The following is a 19044-nucleotide window of genomic DNA, read 5'->3' as shown; positions in this document are numbered from 1 at the left end:
TGTAGGAGCGGGTTTACCCGCGAATGCGATGGTGGCTGTACCGCCGCATTCGCGGGTAAACCCGCTCCTACAGGGCTCAACGTCCACCCAACACCCTGGCAGGAGGTCCACATGTCACTGAGCGTCTTCGACCTGTTCAAGATCGGCATCGGTCCCTCCAGCTCCCACACGGTCGGCCCGATGCGTGCCGCTGCGCGGTTTGCCGAAGGACTGCGCCGTGATGGCTTGCTTGCCGGCACCGCCAGCGTCAGGGCCGAGCTGTATGGCTCATTGGGCGCCACAGGCAAAGGCCACGGCAGTGACAAAGCCGTGCTGCTGGGCCTTGAAGGCGAACACCCGGACATCATCGACACCGACAGCATTCCCGCCCGCCTGCAGGTCATCCGCGACAGCGGACGCATCAACCTGCTGGGCGAGCACAGCATTGCGTTCATCGAAAAGCAGCACCTGGCGATGATCCGCAAGCCGTTGGACTACCACCCCAACGGCATGATCTTCCGCGCGTTCGACGACGCAGGCCTGCAAATCCGAAGCCGCGAGTATTACTCGGTAGGCGGTGGTTTCGTGGTCGACGAGGACGCTGCCGGCCACGACCGCATCGTCGAGGACACCACGGTGCTGGCCTATCCGTTCAAGACCGCCAAGGAGCTGCTCGGCCACTGCACCGCGCATGACCTGTCGGTGAGCCAGGTCATGCTGGCCAACGAGACCGCCTGGCGTCCGGAAGCAGAAACCCGAGCCGGGCTGCTGCGCATCTGGCAGGTGATGCAAGATTGCGTCACAGCAGGTTGTCAGCATGAGGGCATATTACCGGGAGGGCTCAAGGTCAAACGCCGCGCGCCGGCCCTGTACCGCCAACTGAGCGGCCACCCGGAAGCCAGCCTGCGTGACGCCCTGTCAGTGCTCGACTGGGTCAACCTCTACGCCTTGGCGGTGAACGAGGAAAACGCCTACGGCGGTCGTGTGGTTACCGCCCCAACCAACGGCGCAGCGGGCATCGTCCCGGCAGTCCTTCACTACTACATGCGCTTCGTGCCGGGTGCCAGCGAGGACGGGGTGGTGCGCTTTCTGCTCACCGCTGCAGCCATCGGCATCCTGTACAAGGAAAACGCCTCCATCTCCGGCGCCGAAGTGGGCTGCCAGGGCGAGGTTGGCGTGGCCTGCTCGATGGCCGCCGGGGCGCTGTGCGAAGTGATGGGCGGCAGCGTGCAGCAGGTGGAGAACGCCGCCGAAATAGGCATGGAACACAACCTGGGCCTGACCTGCGATCCGATCGGCGGCCTCGTACAGGTGCCCTGTATCGAGCGCAATGCCATGGGCTCGGTGAAGGCCATCAACGCGGTACGCATGGCCCTGCGCGGCGACGGGCAGCACTACGTGTCGCTGGACAAGGTCATCCGCACCATGCGCCAGACCGGCGCCGACATGAAAAGCAAATATAAAGAGACCGCCCGTGGCGGCCTGGCCGTCAACATCATCGAATGTTGACCCGACAATGACAGCAAGGAGTCATCGATGTCCGAAACACTGCTCAAGACCCCACTGCACGCTCTGCACCTGGAACTGGGTGCGCGCATGGTGCCGTTCGCCGGCTACGACATGCCGGTGCAGTACCCGCTGGGCGTGCTCAAGGAACACTTGCACACCCGCGAGCAGGCCGGCCTGTTCGACGTCTCGCACATGGGCCAGATCATTCTGCGTGGCGCTGACGCTGCCAAGGCGCTGGAAAGCCTGGTACCGGTGGATATCATCGACCTGCCGGTGGGCATGCAGCGCTATGCCATGTTCACCAATGAGCAAGGCGGCATTCTCGACGACCTGATGGTTGCCAACCTGGGCGACGATGCCCTGTTCCTGGTAGTCAACGCCGCCTGCAAGGAGCAGGACCTGGCTCACTTGCAAACGCACATCGGCAGCCGTTGCGAGGTGCAGCCGCTGTTCGAGGACCGTGCCCTGCTCGCCCTGCAAGGCCCGGCTGCAGTCAACGTGCTGGAACGTCTGGCTCCAGAAGTGGCCGGCATGACCTTCATGCAGTTCCGCCGGGTAAAGCTGCTGGACGTGGACTGTTTCGTCAGCCGCTCGGGTTACACCGGCGAAGATGGCTACGAGATCTCGGTACCGGTGAGCGCTGCCGACGCCTTGGCCCGCCGCCTGCTGGCCGAACCGGAAGTACAGCCGATCGGCTTGGGCGCACGCGACTCGCTGCGTCTGGAAGCCGGCCTATGCCTGTATGGCCACGACATGAACGGCGAGACTACGCCGATCGAAGCCAGCCTGCTGTGGGCGATTTCCAAGGTGCGCCGTGCCGAGGGTGCACGTGCTGCCGGCTTCCCTGGTGCCGAGGCGATCTTCGCCCATCTGCGCGATGGTGTGGCGCGCAAACGTGTTGGCCTGTTGCCACAGGAGCGTACGCCTGTTCGTGAAGGTGCGGACATTGTCGACGCAAACGATAAACCGGTAGGTAAAGTATGCAGTGGGGGCTTTGGCCCGACACTCGCTGCACCTGTCGCAATGGGTTATATCGATAGTGAACATGCTGCACTCGACACTGCACTGTTTGCCGTGGTGCGTGGAAAGAAGGTGGCCTTGAAAGTCAGCAAAATGCCTTTCGTGACACCACGTTACTACCGTGGCTGAAACGGCTTTGTGAAGGTTTTGGGCAGCGTCGACATATTCGTTTTCGAACCTGCCCAATAACTTTTGAACATGGCGCCAGGCCAGGCGCCATGCCGTTTCCGACAAATCGGTCGGTTATTGGCAAACGGCCAGTTTTCCATACGACCAAGGGCTTGTTTTTCGCTCGGCAGTTGGCGTAGAGTCACTGCACTGTGTTTGCATGGGTCGCAACAGTTCGTGACCTGGGCCAGTAGCCGAGATTTGCTACAACCCGTTCGACGTCTCTTACTTCCTGCAACCCAGCCCAGTAATCTTTCGCTTACAAAAAAGTGCGAAAGAAACTGTCATCAAAATTTAAGTTTCATAGGAAATAAGACAATGGCTGAGCGTCAGAAGGGTACCGTCAAGTGGTTCAATGACGAAAAAGGTTACGGCTTCATCACCCCAGAAAGCGGTCCGGATCTCTTCGTGCACTTCCGCGCTATCGAAGGCAACGGCTTCAAGAGCCTGAAAGAAGGCCAGCAAGTAACCTTCGAAGCAGTCCAGGGCCAGAAAGGCATGCAGGCTGACAAGGTTCAACCTGTCTGAATCCAGCACCAGACTTTGAAAAGCCCCTGCCAAGTGCAGGGGCTTTTTTTTGCCCGTAGAATAGTAGGCTCGTCTTTCGGAGCGTCCTGCATGTCAAAGCCTCTACTCACACCCCAGGGGGATTTTCCGCCGGTCGGCCTGGGCCGGCGCCTGGCAGCGATGTTCTATGACTTTTTACTGTGCACCGCGTTGCTGATCGTGACCGCCGGCGCCTACAAGATGATTCAGATGTCGATCATCGGTGAAGCACGCATGCGCGAGCTGACCGAGGCTGGCGCACTGGATGGCGACCCACTGCTGTCTACGGTATTGCTGTTTGCCCTGTTCGGCTTCTTTGCCAAGTTCTGGACCCACGGTGGGCAGACGCTCGGTATGCAGGTATGGGGCGTTCGGGTGCAGAATGCCGATGGTTCGGCCATCAGCCTGTGGCAGGCGCTATTGCGGTTCGTCGTATCGATCGCCTCGTGGCTGTGCCTGGGGCTGGGTTTTTTCTGGGTGCTGATCGACAAGCGCAAGCGCGGTTGGCATGACATCTATTCGGAAAGCCAGCTGGTGCGGGTGCCTAAACAGAAGAAATAAGCCAGAGGATTGGCGTTGCCGGTTCGGGCCCTTTCTTGATGCTTGCGCGGTACCTGTAGGAGCGGGTTTACCCGCGAAGAGGCCGGAATAGATCAACACCCATGAAAAAGCCGACCCTGAGGTCGGCTTTCTTGTGTACCTCAGGCTATTACCCTGCCCGGCGCAACAACCACAGGCCGGCCAAGGCACAGATGCCCCCCGGTATCACTACCGCCAGCAGCGGCGGGAAGCCGAATACCTGGCTCGAAGGCCCGAGCAGGTCCTGGCCAATGCGAAACACGAAGCCCACCAGTACACCCGTGAACACACGCTGACCAAGGGTTACCGAACGCAGCGGGCCAAAGATGAACGAGATCGCCATCAGCACCAGGGCCGCCGTAACCATCGGCTGCAGCACCTTATTCCAGAACGCCAGCCAGTAACGGGAGTTGTTCAGGCCCTGGTCAGACAGGTAGTGGATGTAGTCCCACAACCCGGTAATCGAAAGCGACTCCGGCGCGAGGATCACGGTATTGAGCAGTTCTGGCGTGAGCGAAACATCCCAGCGTTCCTCCGGCGCGCTGACCACCTCGGTGTGGTCGCCACGGAAGTAGGTGGTACGCACATCAGCGAGCAGCCAGTGGTCGTTCTGGTACTGCGCACGGCGGGCAAAGCTCGAGGTGACAATCTTGCGCTCGCTGTCGAAGCGGTAGCGGGTCACGCCCAGCAGCAGGCCATTGGGCTGCACGGCGTTGATGTGCACATACTCCTCGCCCTGGCGGTGCCACATACCGCGCTTGGAACTTTGTGCTTCACCACCACCTTGGGCCAGGGAACGGTCGGCCTGGGCCTTGTTCTCGGTCACCGGAGCCACATATTCGCCAATCAGCAGACCAACCAGCATCAGCACCAGCATCGGTTTCATCACCGCCCAGACGATACGGCCGATGGACACGCCAGCCGCACGCATGATGGTCAGCTCGCTGCTGCTGGCCAGACTGCCAAGACCGATCAGGCAACCGATCAAGGCGGCCATTGGCAGCATTTCATACAGCCGCCGAGGTGCGGTAAGCAGGACATAGTTGCCCGCTTCCATCAACGTGTAGGTGTCACTCAGGTCGCCCATCTCATCGATGAAGGCGAAAAGCGAAGCCAGGCCGAGGATGATCCCCAGCACAGCCAGAATGGCCAGCAGCACGCTCTGGCCGATGTAGCGATCGAGCTTAGCCATGGGCCACCTCCGCACGGCGGGCGGCGCGTTTGAGGCGCAGCGGCTCCCAGTACATCAGGCCAAGCCCGATCAGCAGGAACAGGCCGTGGACCCACCACATGCCCAAGGCAATCGGCAGCTTGCCCTTCTCGAGGGCGCCGCGTACGGAAATCAGCATTGTCAGGTAGGCCATGTACAGAAGAATTGCCGGCAGCAGCTTGAGGAAGCGGCCCTGGCGCGGGTTGACCCGCGACAGCGGCACCGCCAGCAGGGTGACGACGAACACCAGGATCGGCAGCGACAGCCGCCATTGCAGCTCGGCACGCTCACGCAGGCCCTCCTTGCCGATCAGTTCGGAAGTGGGAAGCGCTTCGCGCTCGGTCACTTCCTCGGCGACTTCCGGCTTGGGCAGCAGCACACCGTAGGTGTCATATTTGATGGCGCGGTAGTCGGCCTGGCCCGGGTTGCCGTCGTAGCGGTAACCGTTCTCCAGGACCAGGTAGCGGTTGCCGTCGGCCTGGATTTCCTGGTGGCCCTTCTCGGCGACCAGCACCGACGGGGCGCGGTCCTTGGTCTTGTCCTGGTTGAAGCGCTTCTCGGAGATGAACACCCCGCCCAGGTTGATACGGTCATCCGACAACTGCTCGGTATAGGTTACCCGCGAACCATCACGCAAGGTCTGGAAGCGGCCCGGCACCAAGGTGTCGAACTCGGTCAGGGCATCCTGCTGGCTGATGATCTGCTGCACCTGGGCCACGCCCAGCGGGGCCAGGCTCAGGCTCAGCCAGGCCACCAGCAGGGCAACCAGGGCAGCCGGTGCCATGGTCATGCCCAGCAGGCGCTGCTGGCTCATGCCCGTGGCCGACAGTACGGTCATCTCGCTTTCCAGGTACAGGCGCCCGTAAGCCAGGAGGATGCCGAGGAACAGCCCCAGAGGCAGGATCAGTTGCAGGAAGCCTGGCAAGCGGAAGCCCATGATCAGGAACAACACGCCCGGGTCGAGCACGCCCTGGGCAGCCTGGGCCAGGTACTTGATGAAGCGCCCGCTCATGATGATCACCAACAGCACAGCGCTGACGGCGCTCAAGGTGACCAGGACCTCGCGGGACAGATAACGAAAGACGATCAAACCAGACACTCCTGGGTTGTCAGGGCGGACAGCCATGCAATGGCGCCAAACAATGACTTAGTACATCCAAGACCAATGCCGGTTCGCCAAAGGCGAACCTCCATGTAAAGTGCGCGCATTATCCTGTGATTGACCGCCCCTGTCACTTGGCCGCGTACGAAGGCGCACATCGGGGTTGTCAGCACGCTTGCCACAGGCTCAAACTGGCAGCTTTTCCGCTGGTGCGCGACGACGCGGCCAGGCCCGTCCAGAGCGCTGGAACACACAGCGCCATTCGTATCGATCATTCGGGGATCCTGTCATGGAACTGGTTGTAAAAAGCGTAGCTGCTGCATCCGTAAAAACCGCCACCCTGGTCCTTCCGGTAGGGGAAAACCGCAAGCTCGGCGCTGTTGCCAAGGCTGCCGACCTGGCCAGCGAAGGTGCCATCAGCGCCGTGCTCAAGCGCGGCGACCTGGCCGGCAAGCCGGGCCAGACCCTGCTGCTACAGAACCTCCCGGGCCTGAAGGCCGAGCGCGTGCTGCTGGTGGGTAGCGGCAAGGAAGAAGCCATGGGCGACCGCGCCTGGCGCAAACTGGTGACCAGTGTCGCTGGCGTGCTCAAGGGCCTGAACGGCACTGACGCAGTGCTGGCCCTGGACGATATCGCGGTCAGCAACCGCGACGCCCATTACGGCAAGTACCGACTGCTGGCCGAAACCCTGCTGGACGGCGAGTATGTGTTCGACCGCTTCAAGAGCCAGAAAGCCGAGCCGCGCGCGCTGAAAAAGGTCACCCTGCTGGCCGACAAAGCCGGCCAGGCCGAAGTCGAGCGCGCGATCAAGCATGCCAGCGCCATCGCCAGCGGCATGGCCTTCACCCGCGACCTTGGCAACCTGCCGCCTAACCTTTGCCACCCAAGCTTCCTGGCCGAACAGGCCAAAGACCTGGGCAAGGCGCACAAGGCCCTCAAGGTTGAAGTGCTGGACGAGAAAAAGATCAAGGACCTGGGCATGGGCGCGTTCTACGCCGTGGGTCAGGGCAGCGACCAGCCACCACGCCTGATCGTGCTCAATTACCAGGGCGGCAAAAAGGCCGACAAGCCTTTCGTGCTGGTGGGTAAAGGCATTACCTTCGACACCGGCGGCATCAGCCTCAAGCCAGGCGCCGGCATGGACGAAATGAAGTACGACATGTGCGGCGCCGCCAGTGTGTTCGGCACCCTGCATGCAGTGCTCGAACTGCAACTGCCGATCAACCTTGTGTGCCTGCTGGCCTGCGCCGAGAACATGCCAAGCGGCGGTGCTACCCGCCCGGGTGACATCGTCACCACCATGAGTGGCCAGACCGTGGAAATCCTCAACACCGATGCTGAAGGCCGCCTGGTGCTGTGCGACACCCTGACCTACGCCGAGCGCTTCAAACCGCAGGCGGTCATCGACATCGCCACCCTGACCGGCGCCTGCATCGTCGCCCTGGGCAGCCACACCTCCGGCCTGATGGGCAACAACGACGACCTGGTCGGGCAGTTGCTCGATGCCGGCAAGCGCGCCGACGACCGTGCCTGGCAGTTGCCGCTGTTCGATGAATACCAGGAACAACTGGACAGCCCGTTCGCCGACATGGGCAACATTGGTGGGCCGAAGGCCGGTACGATCACCGCTGGCTGCTTCCTGTCGCGCTTCGCCAAAGCCTACAACTGGGCGCACATGGACATCGCCGGTACCGCCTGGGTCAGTGGCGGCAAGGACAAAGGCGCCACTGGCCGCCCGGTACCTCTGCTGACCCAGTACCTGCTGGACCGCGCTGGCGCCTGACGCCGTGAATCCGGTGGTGCCTTGCGCGCCACCGGCCGGCGATTCCCACCATGAGCAAAGTCGACTTCTACGTTCTGCCCACCGACTCGCTGTCGGCGCGGCTCGATTTCGCCTGCAAGCTGTGCGAAAAGGCCTGGCGCCTCGGCCACCAGGTCTATCTGCACTGCCAGGATGCAGAACAGCGCAGTGAACTGGACCAACGCTTGTGGCGCTTCAAGGGCGAGGCCTTCGTGCCCCACGACCTGGCCGAGGTGCATGCCGATACTGGCGTGGTTCTGGGCCTGGCCGACGACGCAGGTAAGCACTGTGGTCTGCTGATCAACCTCGGCGCCAGCGTGCCGGGCTTTGTCGGGCAGTTCGAGCGGGTGGCCGAAATCGTCGTTGAAGAGCCCGCTATCCGCCAATCAGCCCGAGAGCGATTCCGTTTCTACCGTGAACAGGGCTATGCTCTGCAAGACCACCGCTTACAGCGACTTTGACGACGATGGACAAGCCCTCCCCTTTGCCCGATTCCGCCCACCTGCTCGATGACCTCGAGTCGATCCGTCAGCTGCTTGGCGACGCCGACCTGCAACCGCCGCTGCTCACCGAGACGGTAGAGCAGATTCCGTTGCTGCTGGACGAAACCGCCAGCGCCCCCGCGGCGCCCGCCGAACCGGTCGCTGCCGAACCCGAGGACGACCCGCAGGCCCGCCGCCAGGACACCCTGCTGCACCTGGAAAGCGAGCTGCGTGCCGCAGCGCAGATGATCATGCAAGACGTGATCAACGACTTCACCCCGCATATCGAGAACGAAATCAAGCGCCGGCTGGATGCGCGGATCGAGCGGCTGATCAAGCGTTCCGAGTAGAACCGGGCAGCGGTGTCGCCTGCTTCGCGGGCAAGCCCGCTCCCACAGGTTCGAAGCCTGCGCTTTGCCCGCGAGGCAGGCGACACTGTTCCGACAGTTGTCAGCAGCTTGTCGCCTGCGGCCCCCAGCTTGGTTATACTTCCCGGCTTTCCCGAATAAATGCACAGGGTCCCGCCGCGCATGGATAAGACCTACCAGCCGCACGCAATCGAAACTTCCTGGTACAACACCTGGGAGTCCGAGAACTATTTCGCTCCACAAGGTGCAGGCGAGTCCTACACCATCATGATCCCGCCGCCGAACGTGACCGGCAGCCTGCACATGGGCCACGGGTTCAACAACGCGATCATGGACGCCCTGATCCGTTTCCGCCGCATGCAAGGCCGCGATACCCTGTGGCAGCCAGGCACCGATCACGCGGGTATCGCCACGCAGATGCTGGTCGAGCGCCAACTTGAAGCCAAAGGCCAGAACCGTCATGACCTGGGCCGCGAAAAGTTCCTGGAAAAGGTCTGGGAATGGAAGGATCAGTCCGGTGGCAACATCAGCCGCCAGATTCGCCGCCTGGGCTCGTCGGTAGACTGGAGCCGCGAGCGCTTTACCATGGACGATGGCCTGTCCGAAGCAGTGAAAGAAGCGTTCGTGCGCCTGCATGAAGACGGCCTTATCTACCGCGGCAAGCGCCTGGTCAACTGGGACACCAAGCTGCACACAGCCATCTCCGACCTCGAAGTGGAAAACCACGACGAGAAAGGCCACCTGTGGAACCTGCGCTACCCGCTGGCCGACGGCGCCAAGACCGCCGAAGGCCAGGACTACCTGGTGGTTGCCACCACGCGTCCGGAAACCCTGCTGGGTGACGCCGCCGTGGCAGTCAACCCGAACGACGAACGCTACCAGGCACTGATCGGCAAATTCGTCGAGCTGCCATTGGTCGGCCGCCGCATCCCGATCATCGCCGATGACTATTGCGACCCCGAGTTCGGTACCGGTTGCGTGAAGATCACCCCGGCCCACGACTTCAACGACTACGAAGTCGGCAAGCGTCACAACCTGCCGCTGCTGAACATCTTCGACAAGAATGCCTTCGTGCTGGCCAACGCCCAGGCCTTCAACCTCGACGGCAGCGTCAACGAGCAGGTCGACACCCAACTGCCGGCCCAGTACGCCAACCTTGACCGCTTTGTCGCGCGCAAGCAGATCGTCGCCGACCTGGACGCCCAGGGCCTGCTGGTCAGCATCGACGACCACGCCCTGAAAGTGCCGAAAGGCGACCGCTCCGGCACGGTCATCGAGCCGTGGCTGACCGACCAGTGGTACGTTTCCACCAAGCCGCTGGCAGAACCTGCCATCGCTGCCGTGGAAGATGGCCGCATCCAGTTCGTGCCCAAGCAATACGAGAACATGTACTTCTCCTGGATGCGTGATATCCAGGACTGGTGCATCAGCCGCCAGCTGTGGTGGGGCCACCGTATTCCGGCGTGGTACGACGAGGCTGGCCAGGTCTACGTCGGCCGCAGCGAGGAAGAAGTACGCACCAAGCACAAGCTGGGCGCCGACGTGGTCCTGCGCCAGGATGACGACGTACTCGACACCTGGTTCAGCTCGGGCCTGTGGACGTTCTCCACCCTGGGCTGGCCGGAACAGACCGAATTCCTCAAGAAGTTCCATTCCACCGACGTGCTGGTGACTGGCTTCGACATCATCTTCTTCTGGGTTGCGCGCATGATCATGCTGACCATGCACCTGATCAAGAACGAAGACGGCACCCCGCAGGTACCGTTCAAGACCGTGTACGTGCACGGCCTGGTACGTGACGGCCAGGGCCAGAAGATGTCCAAGTCCAAGGGTAACGTGCTGGACCCGCTGGACATCGTCGACGGTATCACCCTCGACGCCCTGCTGGAAAAACGCACCAGCGGCATGATGCAGCCCAAGCTTGCCGAGAAGATCGCCAAGCAGACCAAAGCCGAGTTCCCCGAAGGTATTGCCAGCTACGGCACCGACGCCCTGCGCTTCACCTTCTGCTCGCTGGCCTCGACTGGCCGCGACATCAAGTTCGACATGGGCCGCGTCGAAGGCTATCGCAACTTCTGCAACAAGATCTGGAACGCCGCCCGCTACGTGCTGGACAAGGGTGAAGACTGTGGCCAGAACGGCGAAGCCTACGAGCTGTCGCTGGCCGACCGCTGGATCATCTCGCAGCTTCAGCGTACCGAAGCCGAAGTAACCCGCCAGCTGGAGCAGTTCCGCTTCGACCTGGCCAGCCAGGCGCTGTACGAGTTCATCTGGAACCAGTACTGCGACTGGTACCTGGAGCTGTCCAAACCGGTACTGTGGGACGAAAACGCCCCGGTAGAGCGCGCCCGCGGCACTCGCCGCACCCTGGTGCGCGTACTGGAAGTGGCACTGCGTCTTGCGCATCCGTTCATGCCGTTCATCACCGAAGAAATCTGGCAGCGCATCGCGCCGCTGGCCGGCATCGACGGCAAGACCATCATGCTGCAGCCATGGCCAGTGGCCAACGAAGCACGCATTGACGCCGCTGCCGAAGGCGACATCGAGTGGCTGAAAGAGTTGATGGTCGGCCTGCGCAATATCCGCGCCGAAATGAACATCGGCCCCGGCAAGCCGCTGCCGCTGTTCCTGAAGAACGCCAACGCCGACGACCAGCGCCGCCTGCAGGAAAACGAAGCGCTGCTGAAGAAGCTCGCCAAGGTCGAGTCGTTCACCGTACTGGGTGATGCCGACGAAGCGCCGCTGTCGGCCACCGCCCTGGTAGGTGACCTGCAAGTGCTGGTGCCAATGGCCGGGCTGATCGACAAGGATGCCGAGCTGGCGCGCCTGAACAAGGAAATCCAGCGTCTGCAAGGTGAAGTGCAACGTGTTGGCGGCAAGCTGTCCAACGCAGCCTTCGTCGACAAGGCCCCGCCTGCCGTGATCGAGAAAGAACGCGCCAAGCTGGCCGAGTCTGAACAGGCCCTGGCCAACTTCACCGAGCAGCATGCGCGGATTGCTGCGCTGTAATCACTAGAGAGACCGTTGGGGCCGCTGCACGGCCCTTTCGCGACACAAGGCCGCTCCCACAGGACGGCGCCAACCCTCAAGGCGCCACCCTCCTGTGGGAGCGGCCTTGTGTCGCGAAAGGGCTGCATAGCAGCCCCAGGTTCTTCAAGCCACCGCTCGTATAGGGCTGGACACTGCCATGACCCCGAACAAACCCACCCTGCACCCGCGCAACCGCCACCAGGGTCGCTACGACTTCCCCAGCCTGATCAAGGCCCACCCTGATCTGGCCCGTTTCACCATCACCAACCCCCACGGCAAGCCCAGCATCGACTTTGCCAACCCCGAAGCCGTACGCGTGTTCAACCGTGCACTGCTCAAGGCCCAGTACGGCATCCAGCACTGGGACATCCCGGCCGATTACCTGTGCCCGCCCATTCCTGGCCGTGCCGACTACATCCACGTAGCCGCCGACCTGTTGGCCGATGACAATGCCGGCGACGTCCCAAGGGGCGCCCAAGTGCGCGCGCTGGACATCGGCGTGGGGGCCAACTGCATCTATCCACTGCTGGGCCACAGCGACTACCGCTGGCGCTTCCTCGGCTCAGACATCGACCCGGTGGCTCTGGCCTCGGCCAAGGCTATCGTCCAGGCCAATGGCCTGGGCAAAGCCATTTCCCTGCGCCAGCAGGCCAGCCGAGCGCACATCCTCAGCGGCCTGCTGCAGGAGGGCGAACGCTTCGACCTGACACTGTGCAACCCGCCCTTCCATGCCTCACGCGACGAAGCCACCCGCGGCAGCCAGCGCAAATGGAAGAACCTCGGCAAGCAGGACCCCAAACGCAAGCTGCCGGTGCTGAACTTCGGTGGCCAGAACAATGAACTGTGGTGCGAAGGCGGAGAAATCCGCTTTGTCACCCAGCTGGTTGGCGAAAGCGTGCAGTACGCCGAACAGGTGCTGTGGTTCACCAGCCTGGTGTCCAAGGCCAGCAACCTGCCAGGAATCGAAGCCGCACTGAAGAAATCCGGCGCCAAGGCCGTGCGCATCATTGAGATGGGCCAGGGACAGAAACAGAGCCGCATGGTCGCCTGGAGCTTCCATGACGACGCCGCACGCCAGACCTGGCACGCCCAGCGTAAATCACAGGCATGAAAAAACCGCGCCCGGGCAAGCCGGGCGCGGTTTCGTCAAAACAACAATTACTTGTTGATGGCGTCGGTCAGCACTTTGGCTGGAACGAACTTGACGACTTTCTTGGCAGCGATTTCGATGGCAGCGCCAGTCGAAGGGTTGCGGCCGGTACGGGCAGGACGCTCGGAGACTTTCAGCTTGCCGATGCCTGGCAGAGTGATTTCAGCGCCGTTTTCCAGTTGGTCGGCAACGATCTGGCCCAGTTGCTCCAGAGCATTCTTGGCGGTGGCTTTTGGCGCGGCGATCGATTCGGCGATGTCGGCAATCAGTTGGTCTTTGGTCAATGCCATGGTGGTGTTCCTTCCCTATCAAATTCGATGGTTATGCAGCGAACTACGACGTTATCGGGCCAGCCCCTTGAAATGGAGGGCCGCGCCAATCGCGTATGTAGATACGAAAATCGGCGTTTGGTTCGACACGGCGAAAGCGTGCTGCCAGCAATGCGCCACACGAGGGGCGCAAGACCGCGCAAAACTACCACAGGAATGGATAAATATCCGCTTCGCACTTTGATTAAATGCAGGTTTTTCGGGGGTTTCAGCTGAAAAACCACAAAATTGAACAAAAAACGAACAACAGACATATCTGCCAACATACGGCCACTGCATCACCTCAGGTCTAGGTTAAACTTGGCAACTTTTGCAGCTCGCCGAGAATTCCATGCCAATCCGTCATTGCATCGTTCACCTGATCGACAAAAAGCCCGATGGCAGCCCCGCCGTGCTGCATGCTCGTGACTCCGAACTGGCTGCCTCCGATGCCATCGAAAACCTGCTGGCCGACCTCAATGACAGCTACAACGCCAAGCAAGGCAAGGCCTGGGGCTTTTTCCACGGCGAATCGGGGGCCTACCCGCTGAGCGGCTGGCTGAAGCAGTACCTGGATGAAGAAAAGGACTTCACCGCCTTCAGCCGCGTGGCTGTCGAGCACCTGCAGAAGCTGATGGAAGAGTCCAACCTGTCCACCGGCGGCCACATCCTGTTTGCCCACTATCAGCAAGGCATGACCGAGTACCTGGCGATCGCCCTGCTGCACCATAGCGAAGGCGTGGCGGTGAATGCCGAGCTCGACGTGACCCCTTCGCGTCACCTCGACCTTGGCCAGCTGCACCTGGCAGCACGCATCAACCTGTCGGAGTGGAAGAACAACCAGAACTCCAGGCAGTATATTTCGTTCATCAAGGGCAAGAACGGCAAGAAGGTGTCGGACTACTTCCGCGACTTCATCGGCTGCCAGGAGGGCGTCGACGGCCCGGGCGAAACCCGCACCCTGCTCAAGGCCTTCAGCGATTTCGTCGAAAGTGAAGACCTGCCGGAAGAATCTGCCCGCGAAAAGACCCAGACCCTGGTCGAGTACGCCACTACCCAGACCAAGCTGGGCGAGCCGGTGACGCTGGAAGAGCTGTCCAGCCTGATCGACGAGGATCGCCCCAAAGCGTTCTACGATCACATCCGCAACAAGGACTACGGCCTGTCGCCGGAAATTCCTGCTGACAAACGCACACTCAACCAGTTCCGCCGTTTCACCGGGCGTGCAGAGGGGCTGTCGATCAGCTTCGAGGCGCATCTGCTGGGGGACAAGGTGGAGTATGACGAAGCGGCGGGGACCTTGATCATCAAGGGGCTGCCAACAACGTTGGTGGATCAGCTGAAGCGCCGCAAGGACTGATATCCCCCAAGCCGCCAAAGGAGGCCACCAGTGCCTCCTTCGCCGACTTGCGCAGCCGTTTCACCAACCGCTCCTGGCGCAGCGCCGCGCTCTTGTCCGGCCACTGCTCCACATAGACCAGTGCCTGGGCCGGGCTGGTCTTGAAATAGCGGGCGCCCTGCCCTTTCTGATGCGCGGCGAACCGACGCTGCGGGTCATCGCTGATGCCGCAATACAACGAGCCATTGGCTGCCCTTACCAGATAAACGAACCAGGGCTTACCAACAGCAGGTTCGACGACTTCACTCACCCTGGGCCTGCTGGAATGCGCGCAACCCCTTGAATGCCTGCAGGCGGACCTTGTTCTGCATCAGCGGCGACCACCCCAGCAGCATTCCAGGAATACCCAACGCTTGCCGCGACCAGCGCCACAGGTCAAAGGTGTCGTCATGCTGGCAAATCAGCCCATCACGAATGACAAAGCGTGCCTGGATATCGTTGACCACAATACGCCCGGTCTGGCTGAACAGGTAGGTAGCCACCCAGTGCGCGCTGCCACTGTGCTCATCTGCGCGTATGCTGTCGAATGTCAGGGTGAAGTCCTTGGCGCGAGTAGTGAGCATCCGCCACATATCGCCTGCGTCCTTGCCGCGCAGGGTGCCGAACACCGGGTCGCTGAAAACGATATCGTTGCTGTAGCAGGCCAGCATGGCGTCGGCATCCAGGCGCTGGAAAGCCTGGTAGAAACGGGTGATCAGGGCGCGGTTGGCATCGCTCATGGGGGGCTGGTCCGTCCTAGGTTCGAAAGCTGCACGATAATCTGCCCCGATGGCTTATGCCAGTACCGTCCTCTTGGCGGGTAAGAGGACGGTACTGCAAAACAGGCCTCAGACTTTCTCGCTGGTCACCTGCACATGCAGCGCCCGCCCGGCCCCCAGACCGAACACGATGGCGCCGACGCCCAGCACCGCAAAAATCCAGCCCAGGGCCGCCCAGCCGCCAGTCAGGTCATGCACCAGGCCCACCGCAAATGGCCCCATCGAAGCCAGGGTATAACCCACCCCTTGGGCCATGCTCGACAAGTTCGCCGCCACGTGGGCATCCTTCGAGCGCAGCACGATCAAGGTCAGCGCCAGGGCAAAGGTACCGCCCTGCCCCAGGCCCAGCACAATGGCCCACCCCCACAGTCCGGAAAGTGGCGCATACAGGCAACCGAACAGCCCCGCCAGCGTACCGGACATGACCACCACGATCGCCAGCCGCTGGTCCTTGCCGCGGGTGGCCAGCCAGGGGGCGCTGAGCGAGCTGATCAACTGCACGATTACCGACCCTGACAGCACCAGCCCTGCCTCGGTCGGGCTGAGGCCGCGGCCGATCAGGATCGATGGCAACCAACCGAACACGATGTAAGCCAGTGATGACTGCAGGCCCATGTACAGGGTCACCTGCCAGGCCAATGGATCACGCCACAGGCCTCGCACGCGATAGGCCACCTTGTGCAGACCATGCCCCTGGCGGGCCTGTGGCAGCCACACCAGCATGGCCAGCAAGGCCGGCAGCACCCAGAAGCCCAGCCCTAGTGCCCAGCTGCCGTCGAAATGCTGGGCCAAAGGTACGGTGGCACCCGCGGCCATGGCAGCGCCCAGGCATAATGCCATGGTATAGACGCCGGTCAGCGTGCCAGCGTGCTGCGGAAAGTCGCGCTTGACGATACCCGGCAACAACACGCCGATAATGCCGATGCTGGCCCCCGCCATCAGGCTGCCGAGGAACACCCCAATAGCCCCAAAGGTGCTTCGTACCACGAGGCCAAGTGCCAGGGTGACGAGGATGCCAAGAATCACCCGCTCGCTGCCAAAGCGCCGCGCCAGCACCGGCGCCAAGGGAGCAAACAGGCCCAGGCAGAGCACCGGCAAGGTGGTCAGCAATCCAGCCTGCGAAGCATTCAGCCCCAGGCCTTCAGATACTTGGCCCAGCACCGGCGCCATGCTTGACAATGCCGGGCGCAGGTTCAGGGCCACCAGCACCAGGCCCAACAGCAACAGCCAGGGCCGCCGCAGCACCACAGCCTGCTGCTGGACCTGCTCGTCGTCAGCTTCAGCGTCGATCAGCAGCTCATCGAGATCCCGCTCGTCCGACGGGGTATTACGGGTGATGGATTCAGCCATGGCCTTCTCGGTGTCAGGATTCAATAAGGGTACGGCTCAGGCGCTTGGCCCGTTCAGCGTCATGCTGCTCGATGGCGTCGAGGATCTGCCCATGCAAGTCGAACGTAGCCTGGCAGCGCGGAACGGTCGCCATATTGTGTTGCAGAGCGGCAGCCACGACCCCGGAAAAGTAACGGTACAACTCGCTTAATGCCGGGTTGTGGGCGGCATCGACCAGCCGCTGGTGGAACACCAGATCGCAGGCCACATAGGCATCGACATCGCCGTGAAAATGCCCGGCACTGCCTTCCAGAGCATCCCGTAGCGCTTGCAGGTCGGCATCGGTACGGCGCAAAGCTGCCAGACCGGCGGCCTCCGCCTCGAGGATATGGCGGGTTTCACGGGCCTGATCGGGCGTACACCGGGACATCGCATGCACCGCCTGCAGCGGGTCCTGGGCAGTGCGCAGGTAGCTGCCGTCGCCCTGGCGAATTTCCACCAGGCCACTGAACGCCAGCACGCGCATGGCCTCACGCACGGTGTTGCGGCTGATGCCCAGTTGCAAGGCAAGCTCTGGCTCGGTAGGCAGGCGCTGACCGACCTGCCAATCGCCCAGCACGATGCATTCGCGCATGCGCTCTACGGCCAACTCCACCAGGGAGCGCTTGGTCAGCTCTGTATTCATGCTACTCAACCAATCATCCGACGAATTGGTGCAGCTTACTGGATTGCAGGCAAAAACGTAAACCACCTGGTATTTCTGCCAGTTGTGGGCATGCCACTTTGTTGCAACGCTCGTTGCGTGCTTTCAAGGATGCGCCAACATGCGACTGGCGAGTTTGCTGTTACTGCTGTTCCTGACCCTGCAGCCAGGCTGTGACACGGCCCGGCACCCGAGCCGCCCTAAAACCCTGCTCATCGGCCTTGACGGCGTACAGTTGCAGCAATACCTGCAACTGGGCGATGCGACCAACCTGAAACAGCGTCTGCACTACGGCAAGGCTTACGCCGGGGGGGTCAATGGTAAATCCAGCGAGCAACCCACCTTGAGCGGTCCAGGCTGGATCACTTTGCTGACCGGGGTATGGAGCAACAAGCATGGCGTTAAATCGGACGACGACTCGCAACGGGTAAACCCGGCGTTTCCGAGCCTGTTCAAGCGGCTACGCCTGGCCTACCCCAATGCCTACCTCTCCAGCATCGTCAACGGGTCGCCCATCAACACGGCATTTCTGCTGGAGGACGCCCATGACGCCGATGTACGCGAAAGTGGTTTGCCAGATGAACAGGTGATTGAGCGTACGTTGCAGATCCTCGACGACACACCTGCTGATTTCACGTTCATTCAACTGGACGAACCTGATCAGATCGGCCATCACAGGGGTTATGGTGAGCGCTATGCGCAGGCGTTGCGCAAGGCCGACAGCGAGATCGGACGGCTGTTGGACAAGGTAGACCAGCGTCGTCGCATGTTCCCGCAGGAAGACTGGCTGGTAATCGTCAGTACCAACCATGGCCGCGATTATTGGGGGAAAGGCCATGGTGGTGCTTCGGAGCAGGAAAAGCGTATTTTCATCGCCAGCAACAAGCCGTTGAATGAGGAGCTGACCGAGCTGAGCATTCCCGTGGAGATGCCTGGACCCGGCAACCTGTACGGGCTACCCGCGCAGACCTCGGTAGCGCCTACGGTGCTGCGCCACATGGGCCTCAAGCTGCAGCCGGAATGGCTATTGGACGGCACGCCTTTACTGGGTGATACCGGCGTACGCAAGGCGCGGGCCGACGAAAACAAAGGACGGCTACGCTGGAATAGCAGCGCCAATGGCTATCTGACCATTATCAAGAACGGCCATGTGGTTGCCCAGGTTGCGGCCAGAGACGAGCAATGGACCGATCCGGAAGGGATGGACAAGCAGAACGATTATGTACTGGTGCTTGATGGTACACCGTCGGCGGTGCGCAACAGGCCGGCAGCCAAGCCGTTTTTGATCGAAGACCGCCGCTATTAAGCCCTTGCGAAGCAACTGTTCTGTCGCTTCTCAAGGGCTTGCGCGATCCCCGTAGGAGCGGGTTCACCCGCGAAAGGGCCGGACCTGCTGGCCAATATCCCCGGTCATTCACCGTCGCAGCCGTCACCGTATTTGCGGGTGAACCCGCTCCTACATTGGACGCGCACAGGCTGTTGTAGGAGCGGGTTCACCCGCGAATGGGCCGGGCCTGCTGGCCAATTTCCTCCGGCCGTTCGCCGCTGCCGCCGCTACCGTATTCGCGGGTAAACCCGCTCCTACGATGGACGCGCACAGGCT

Annotated in this window: 18 protein-coding genes; 11 read left to right on the top strand and 7 right to left on the bottom strand. The window is 61.8% G+C overall.

Translation table 11 applies throughout. The features are described from left to right. Positions 1-111: 111 nt before the first annotated feature. The 4 genes from ACF8GF_RS02610 (at position 112) to ACF8GF_RS02595 (ending at position 3783) form a co-directional block, all read left to right on the top strand. A complete protein-coding gene (locus ACF8GF_RS02610; protein WP_176683720.1) occupies positions 112-1488 on the top strand; it encodes an L-serine ammonia-lyase in 1377 nt (458 codons plus the stop codon). 27 nt (positions 1489-1515) lie between these two features. Further along, the gene (gene gcvT / locus ACF8GF_RS02605) at positions 1516-2637 is read left to right on the top strand and encodes a glycine cleavage system aminomethyltransferase GcvT (RefSeq protein ID WP_176683721.1); all 1122 of its coding nucleotides are present in this window, start codon (positions 1516-1518) and stop codon (positions 2635-2637) included. Positions 2638-2994: 357 nt separating this feature from the next. Continuing rightward, positions 2995-3204, top strand: a complete 210-nt coding sequence (locus ACF8GF_RS02600; RefSeq protein WP_014589840.1) for a cold-shock protein — start codon at positions 2995-2997, stop codon at positions 3202-3204. Between the two features lie 90 nt (positions 3205-3294). Continuing rightward, positions 3295-3783: an RDD family protein gene (locus ACF8GF_RS02595; RefSeq protein WP_003255094.1), complete on the top strand. Its 489-nt coding sequence runs from the start codon at positions 3295-3297 to the stop codon at positions 3781-3783. Between the two features lie 148 nt (positions 3784-3931). Here ACF8GF_RS02595 and lptG read toward each other — a convergent pair whose 3' ends face one another. Both lptG and lptF read right to left on the bottom strand, forming a co-directional pair. Further along, entirely contained in the window at positions 3932-4993 is a 1062-nt protein-coding gene (lptG, locus tag ACF8GF_RS02590) for an LPS export ABC transporter permease LptG (RefSeq protein ID WP_176683723.1), read from the bottom strand. Continuing rightward, positions 4986-6101 (bottom strand): LPS export ABC transporter permease LptF, encoded by a 1116-nt coding sequence (gene lptF / locus ACF8GF_RS02585; RefSeq protein WP_004575655.1) that lies wholly within the window; start codon positions 6099-6101, stop codon positions 4986-4988. The genes lptG and lptF overlap by 8 nt, the downstream gene beginning before the upstream one ends. Before the next feature lie 301 nt (positions 6102-6402). Here lptF and ACF8GF_RS02580 point away from each other — a divergent pair, with 301 nt between their 5' ends. The 5 genes from ACF8GF_RS02580 to rlmF all read left to right on the top strand — a co-directional run bounded on the left by ACF8GF_RS02580 (position 6403) and on the right by rlmF (position 12905). After that, complete coding sequence (locus ACF8GF_RS02580) at positions 6403-7896, top strand: leucyl aminopeptidase (protein WP_392487590.1); 1494 nt, start codon at positions 6403-6405, stop codon at positions 7894-7896. Between the two features lie 50 nt (positions 7897-7946). After that, the gene (locus ACF8GF_RS02575; protein ID WP_392487589.1) at positions 7947-8375 is read left to right on the top strand and encodes a DNA polymerase III subunit chi; all 429 of its coding nucleotides are present in this window, start codon (positions 7947-7949) and stop codon (positions 8373-8375) included. Between the two features lie 5 nt (positions 8376-8380). Then, entirely contained in the window at positions 8381-8746 is a 366-nt protein-coding gene (locus ACF8GF_RS02570; RefSeq protein ID WP_209967819.1) for a DNA polymerase III subunit chi, read from the top strand. Between the two features lie 180 nt (positions 8747-8926). Then, positions 8927-11773, top strand: a complete 2847-nt coding sequence (locus ACF8GF_RS02565; protein ID WP_176683727.1) for a valine--tRNA ligase — start codon at positions 8927-8929, stop codon at positions 11771-11773. Between the two features lie 178 nt (positions 11774-11951). Next, entirely contained in the window at positions 11952-12905 is a 954-nt protein-coding gene (rlmF, locus tag ACF8GF_RS02560) for a 23S rRNA (adenine(1618)-N(6))-methyltransferase RlmF (RefSeq protein WP_176683728.1), read from the top strand. Between the two features lie 47 nt (positions 12906-12952). Here rlmF and ACF8GF_RS02555 read toward each other — a convergent pair whose 3' ends face one another. Beyond that, positions 12953-13234 (bottom strand): HU family DNA-binding protein, encoded by a 282-nt coding sequence (locus tag ACF8GF_RS02555; RefSeq protein WP_003255106.1) that lies wholly within the window; start codon positions 13232-13234, stop codon positions 12953-12955. A gap of 370 nt (positions 13235-13604) precedes the next feature. Here ACF8GF_RS02555 and yejK point away from each other — a divergent pair, with 370 nt between their 5' ends. Next, entirely contained in the window at positions 13605-14612 is a 1008-nt protein-coding gene (yejK, locus tag ACF8GF_RS02550; RefSeq protein ID WP_021781869.1) for a nucleoid-associated protein YejK, read from the top strand. On the opposite strand, the gene ACF8GF_RS02545 is transcribed toward yejK, so the two are convergent. From ACF8GF_RS02545 to ACF8GF_RS02530, 4 genes are all read right to left on the bottom strand, one after another. Beyond that, on the bottom strand, positions 14560-14901 hold the full coding sequence (locus ACF8GF_RS02545; protein WP_176683729.1) for a GIY-YIG nuclease family protein: 342 nt from the start codon (positions 14899-14901) through the stop codon (positions 14560-14562). The two genes, yejK and ACF8GF_RS02545, sit on opposite strands and share 53 nt — an antisense overlap. Further along, a complete protein-coding gene (locus tag ACF8GF_RS02540; RefSeq protein WP_176683730.1) occupies positions 14894-15370 on the bottom strand; it encodes a nuclear transport factor 2 family protein in 477 nt (158 codons plus the stop codon). The genes ACF8GF_RS02545 and ACF8GF_RS02540 overlap by 8 nt, the downstream gene beginning before the upstream one ends. A 108-nt stretch (positions 15371-15478) precedes the next feature. Next, positions 15479-16759 carry an MFS transporter gene (locus ACF8GF_RS02535; RefSeq protein ID WP_176683731.1) on the bottom strand — a complete coding sequence of 427 codons (1281 nt, stop codon included), beginning with the start codon at positions 16757-16759 and terminating at the stop codon, positions 15479-15481. Positions 16760-16772: 13 nt separating this feature from the next. After that, positions 16773-17423 carry a FadR/GntR family transcriptional regulator gene (locus ACF8GF_RS02530; protein ID WP_392487588.1) on the bottom strand — a complete coding sequence of 217 codons (651 nt, stop codon included), beginning with the start codon at positions 17421-17423 and terminating at the stop codon, positions 16773-16775. A gap of 139 nt (positions 17424-17562) precedes the next feature. On the opposite strand from ACF8GF_RS02530, the gene ACF8GF_RS02525 reads away from it, so the two are divergent. Next, positions 17563-18747 (top strand): alkaline phosphatase family protein, encoded by a 1185-nt coding sequence (locus ACF8GF_RS02525; protein ID WP_392487587.1) that lies wholly within the window; start codon positions 17563-17565, stop codon positions 18745-18747. Positions 18748-19044: the final 297 nt, after the last annotated feature.

This window comes from Pseudomonas sp. yb_5, assembly GCF_043103865.1.
Lineage (GTDB): Bacteria > Pseudomonadota > Gammaproteobacteria > Pseudomonadales > Pseudomonadaceae > Aquipseudomonas > Aquipseudomonas putida_Y.
This window is presented reverse-complemented; position numbering and strand designations above follow the sequence as displayed.

What these genes read in the sequence shown, in the direction of transcription:
- ACF8GF_RS02610 (WP_176683720.1), top strand. Translation starts at nt 112, where the DNA reads ATGTCACTGAGCGTCTTCGACCTGTTCAAGATCGGCATCGGTCCCTCC.
- gcvT (WP_176683721.1), top strand. Translation starts at nt 1,516, where the DNA reads ATGTCCGAAACACTGCTCAAGACCCCACTGCACGCTCTGCACCTGGAA.
- ACF8GF_RS02600 (WP_014589840.1), top strand. Translation starts at nt 2,995, where the DNA reads ATGGCTGAGCGTCAGAAGGGTACCGTCAAGTGGTTCAATGACGAAAAA.
- ACF8GF_RS02595 (WP_003255094.1), top strand. Translation starts at nt 3,295, where the DNA reads ATGTCAAAGCCTCTACTCACACCCCAGGGGGATTTTCCGCCGGTCGGC.
- lptG (WP_176683723.1), bottom strand. Translation starts at nt 4,993, where the DNA reads ATGGCTAAGCTCGATCGCTACATCGGCCAGAGCGTGCTGCTGGCCATT.
- ACF8GF_RS02580 (WP_392487590.1), top strand. Translation starts at nt 6,403, where the DNA reads ATGGAACTGGTTGTAAAAAGCGTAGCTGCTGCATCCGTAAAAACCGCC.
- ACF8GF_RS02575 (WP_392487589.1), top strand. Translation starts at nt 7,947, where the DNA reads ATGAGCAAAGTCGACTTCTACGTTCTGCCCACCGACTCGCTGTCGGCG.
- ACF8GF_RS02570 (WP_209967819.1), top strand. Translation starts at nt 8,381, where the DNA reads ATGGACAAGCCCTCCCCTTTGCCCGATTCCGCCCACCTGCTCGATGAC.
- ACF8GF_RS02565 (WP_176683727.1), top strand. Translation starts at nt 8,927, where the DNA reads ATGGATAAGACCTACCAGCCGCACGCAATCGAAACTTCCTGGTACAAC.
- rlmF (WP_176683728.1), top strand. Translation starts at nt 11,952, where the DNA reads ATGACCCCGAACAAACCCACCCTGCACCCGCGCAACCGCCACCAGGGT.
- ACF8GF_RS02555 (WP_003255106.1), bottom strand. Translation starts at nt 13,234, where the DNA reads ATGGCATTGACCAAAGACCAACTGATTGCCGACATCGCCGAATCGATC.
- yejK (WP_021781869.1), top strand. Translation starts at nt 13,605, where the DNA reads ATGCCAATCCGTCATTGCATCGTTCACCTGATCGACAAAAAGCCCGAT.
- ACF8GF_RS02540 (WP_176683730.1), bottom strand. Translation starts at nt 15,370, where the DNA reads ATGAGCGATGCCAACCGCGCCCTGATCACCCGTTTCTACCAGGCTTTC.
- ACF8GF_RS02535 (WP_176683731.1), bottom strand. Translation starts at nt 16,759, where the DNA reads ATGGCTGAATCCATCACCCGTAATACCCCGTCGGACGAGCGGGATCTC.
- ACF8GF_RS02530 (WP_392487588.1), bottom strand. Translation starts at nt 17,423, where the DNA reads ATGAATACAGAGCTGACCAAGCGCTCCCTGGTGGAGTTGGCCGTAGAG.
- ACF8GF_RS02525 (WP_392487587.1), top strand. Translation starts at nt 17,563, where the DNA reads ATGCGACTGGCGAGTTTGCTGTTACTGCTGTTCCTGACCCTGCAGCCA.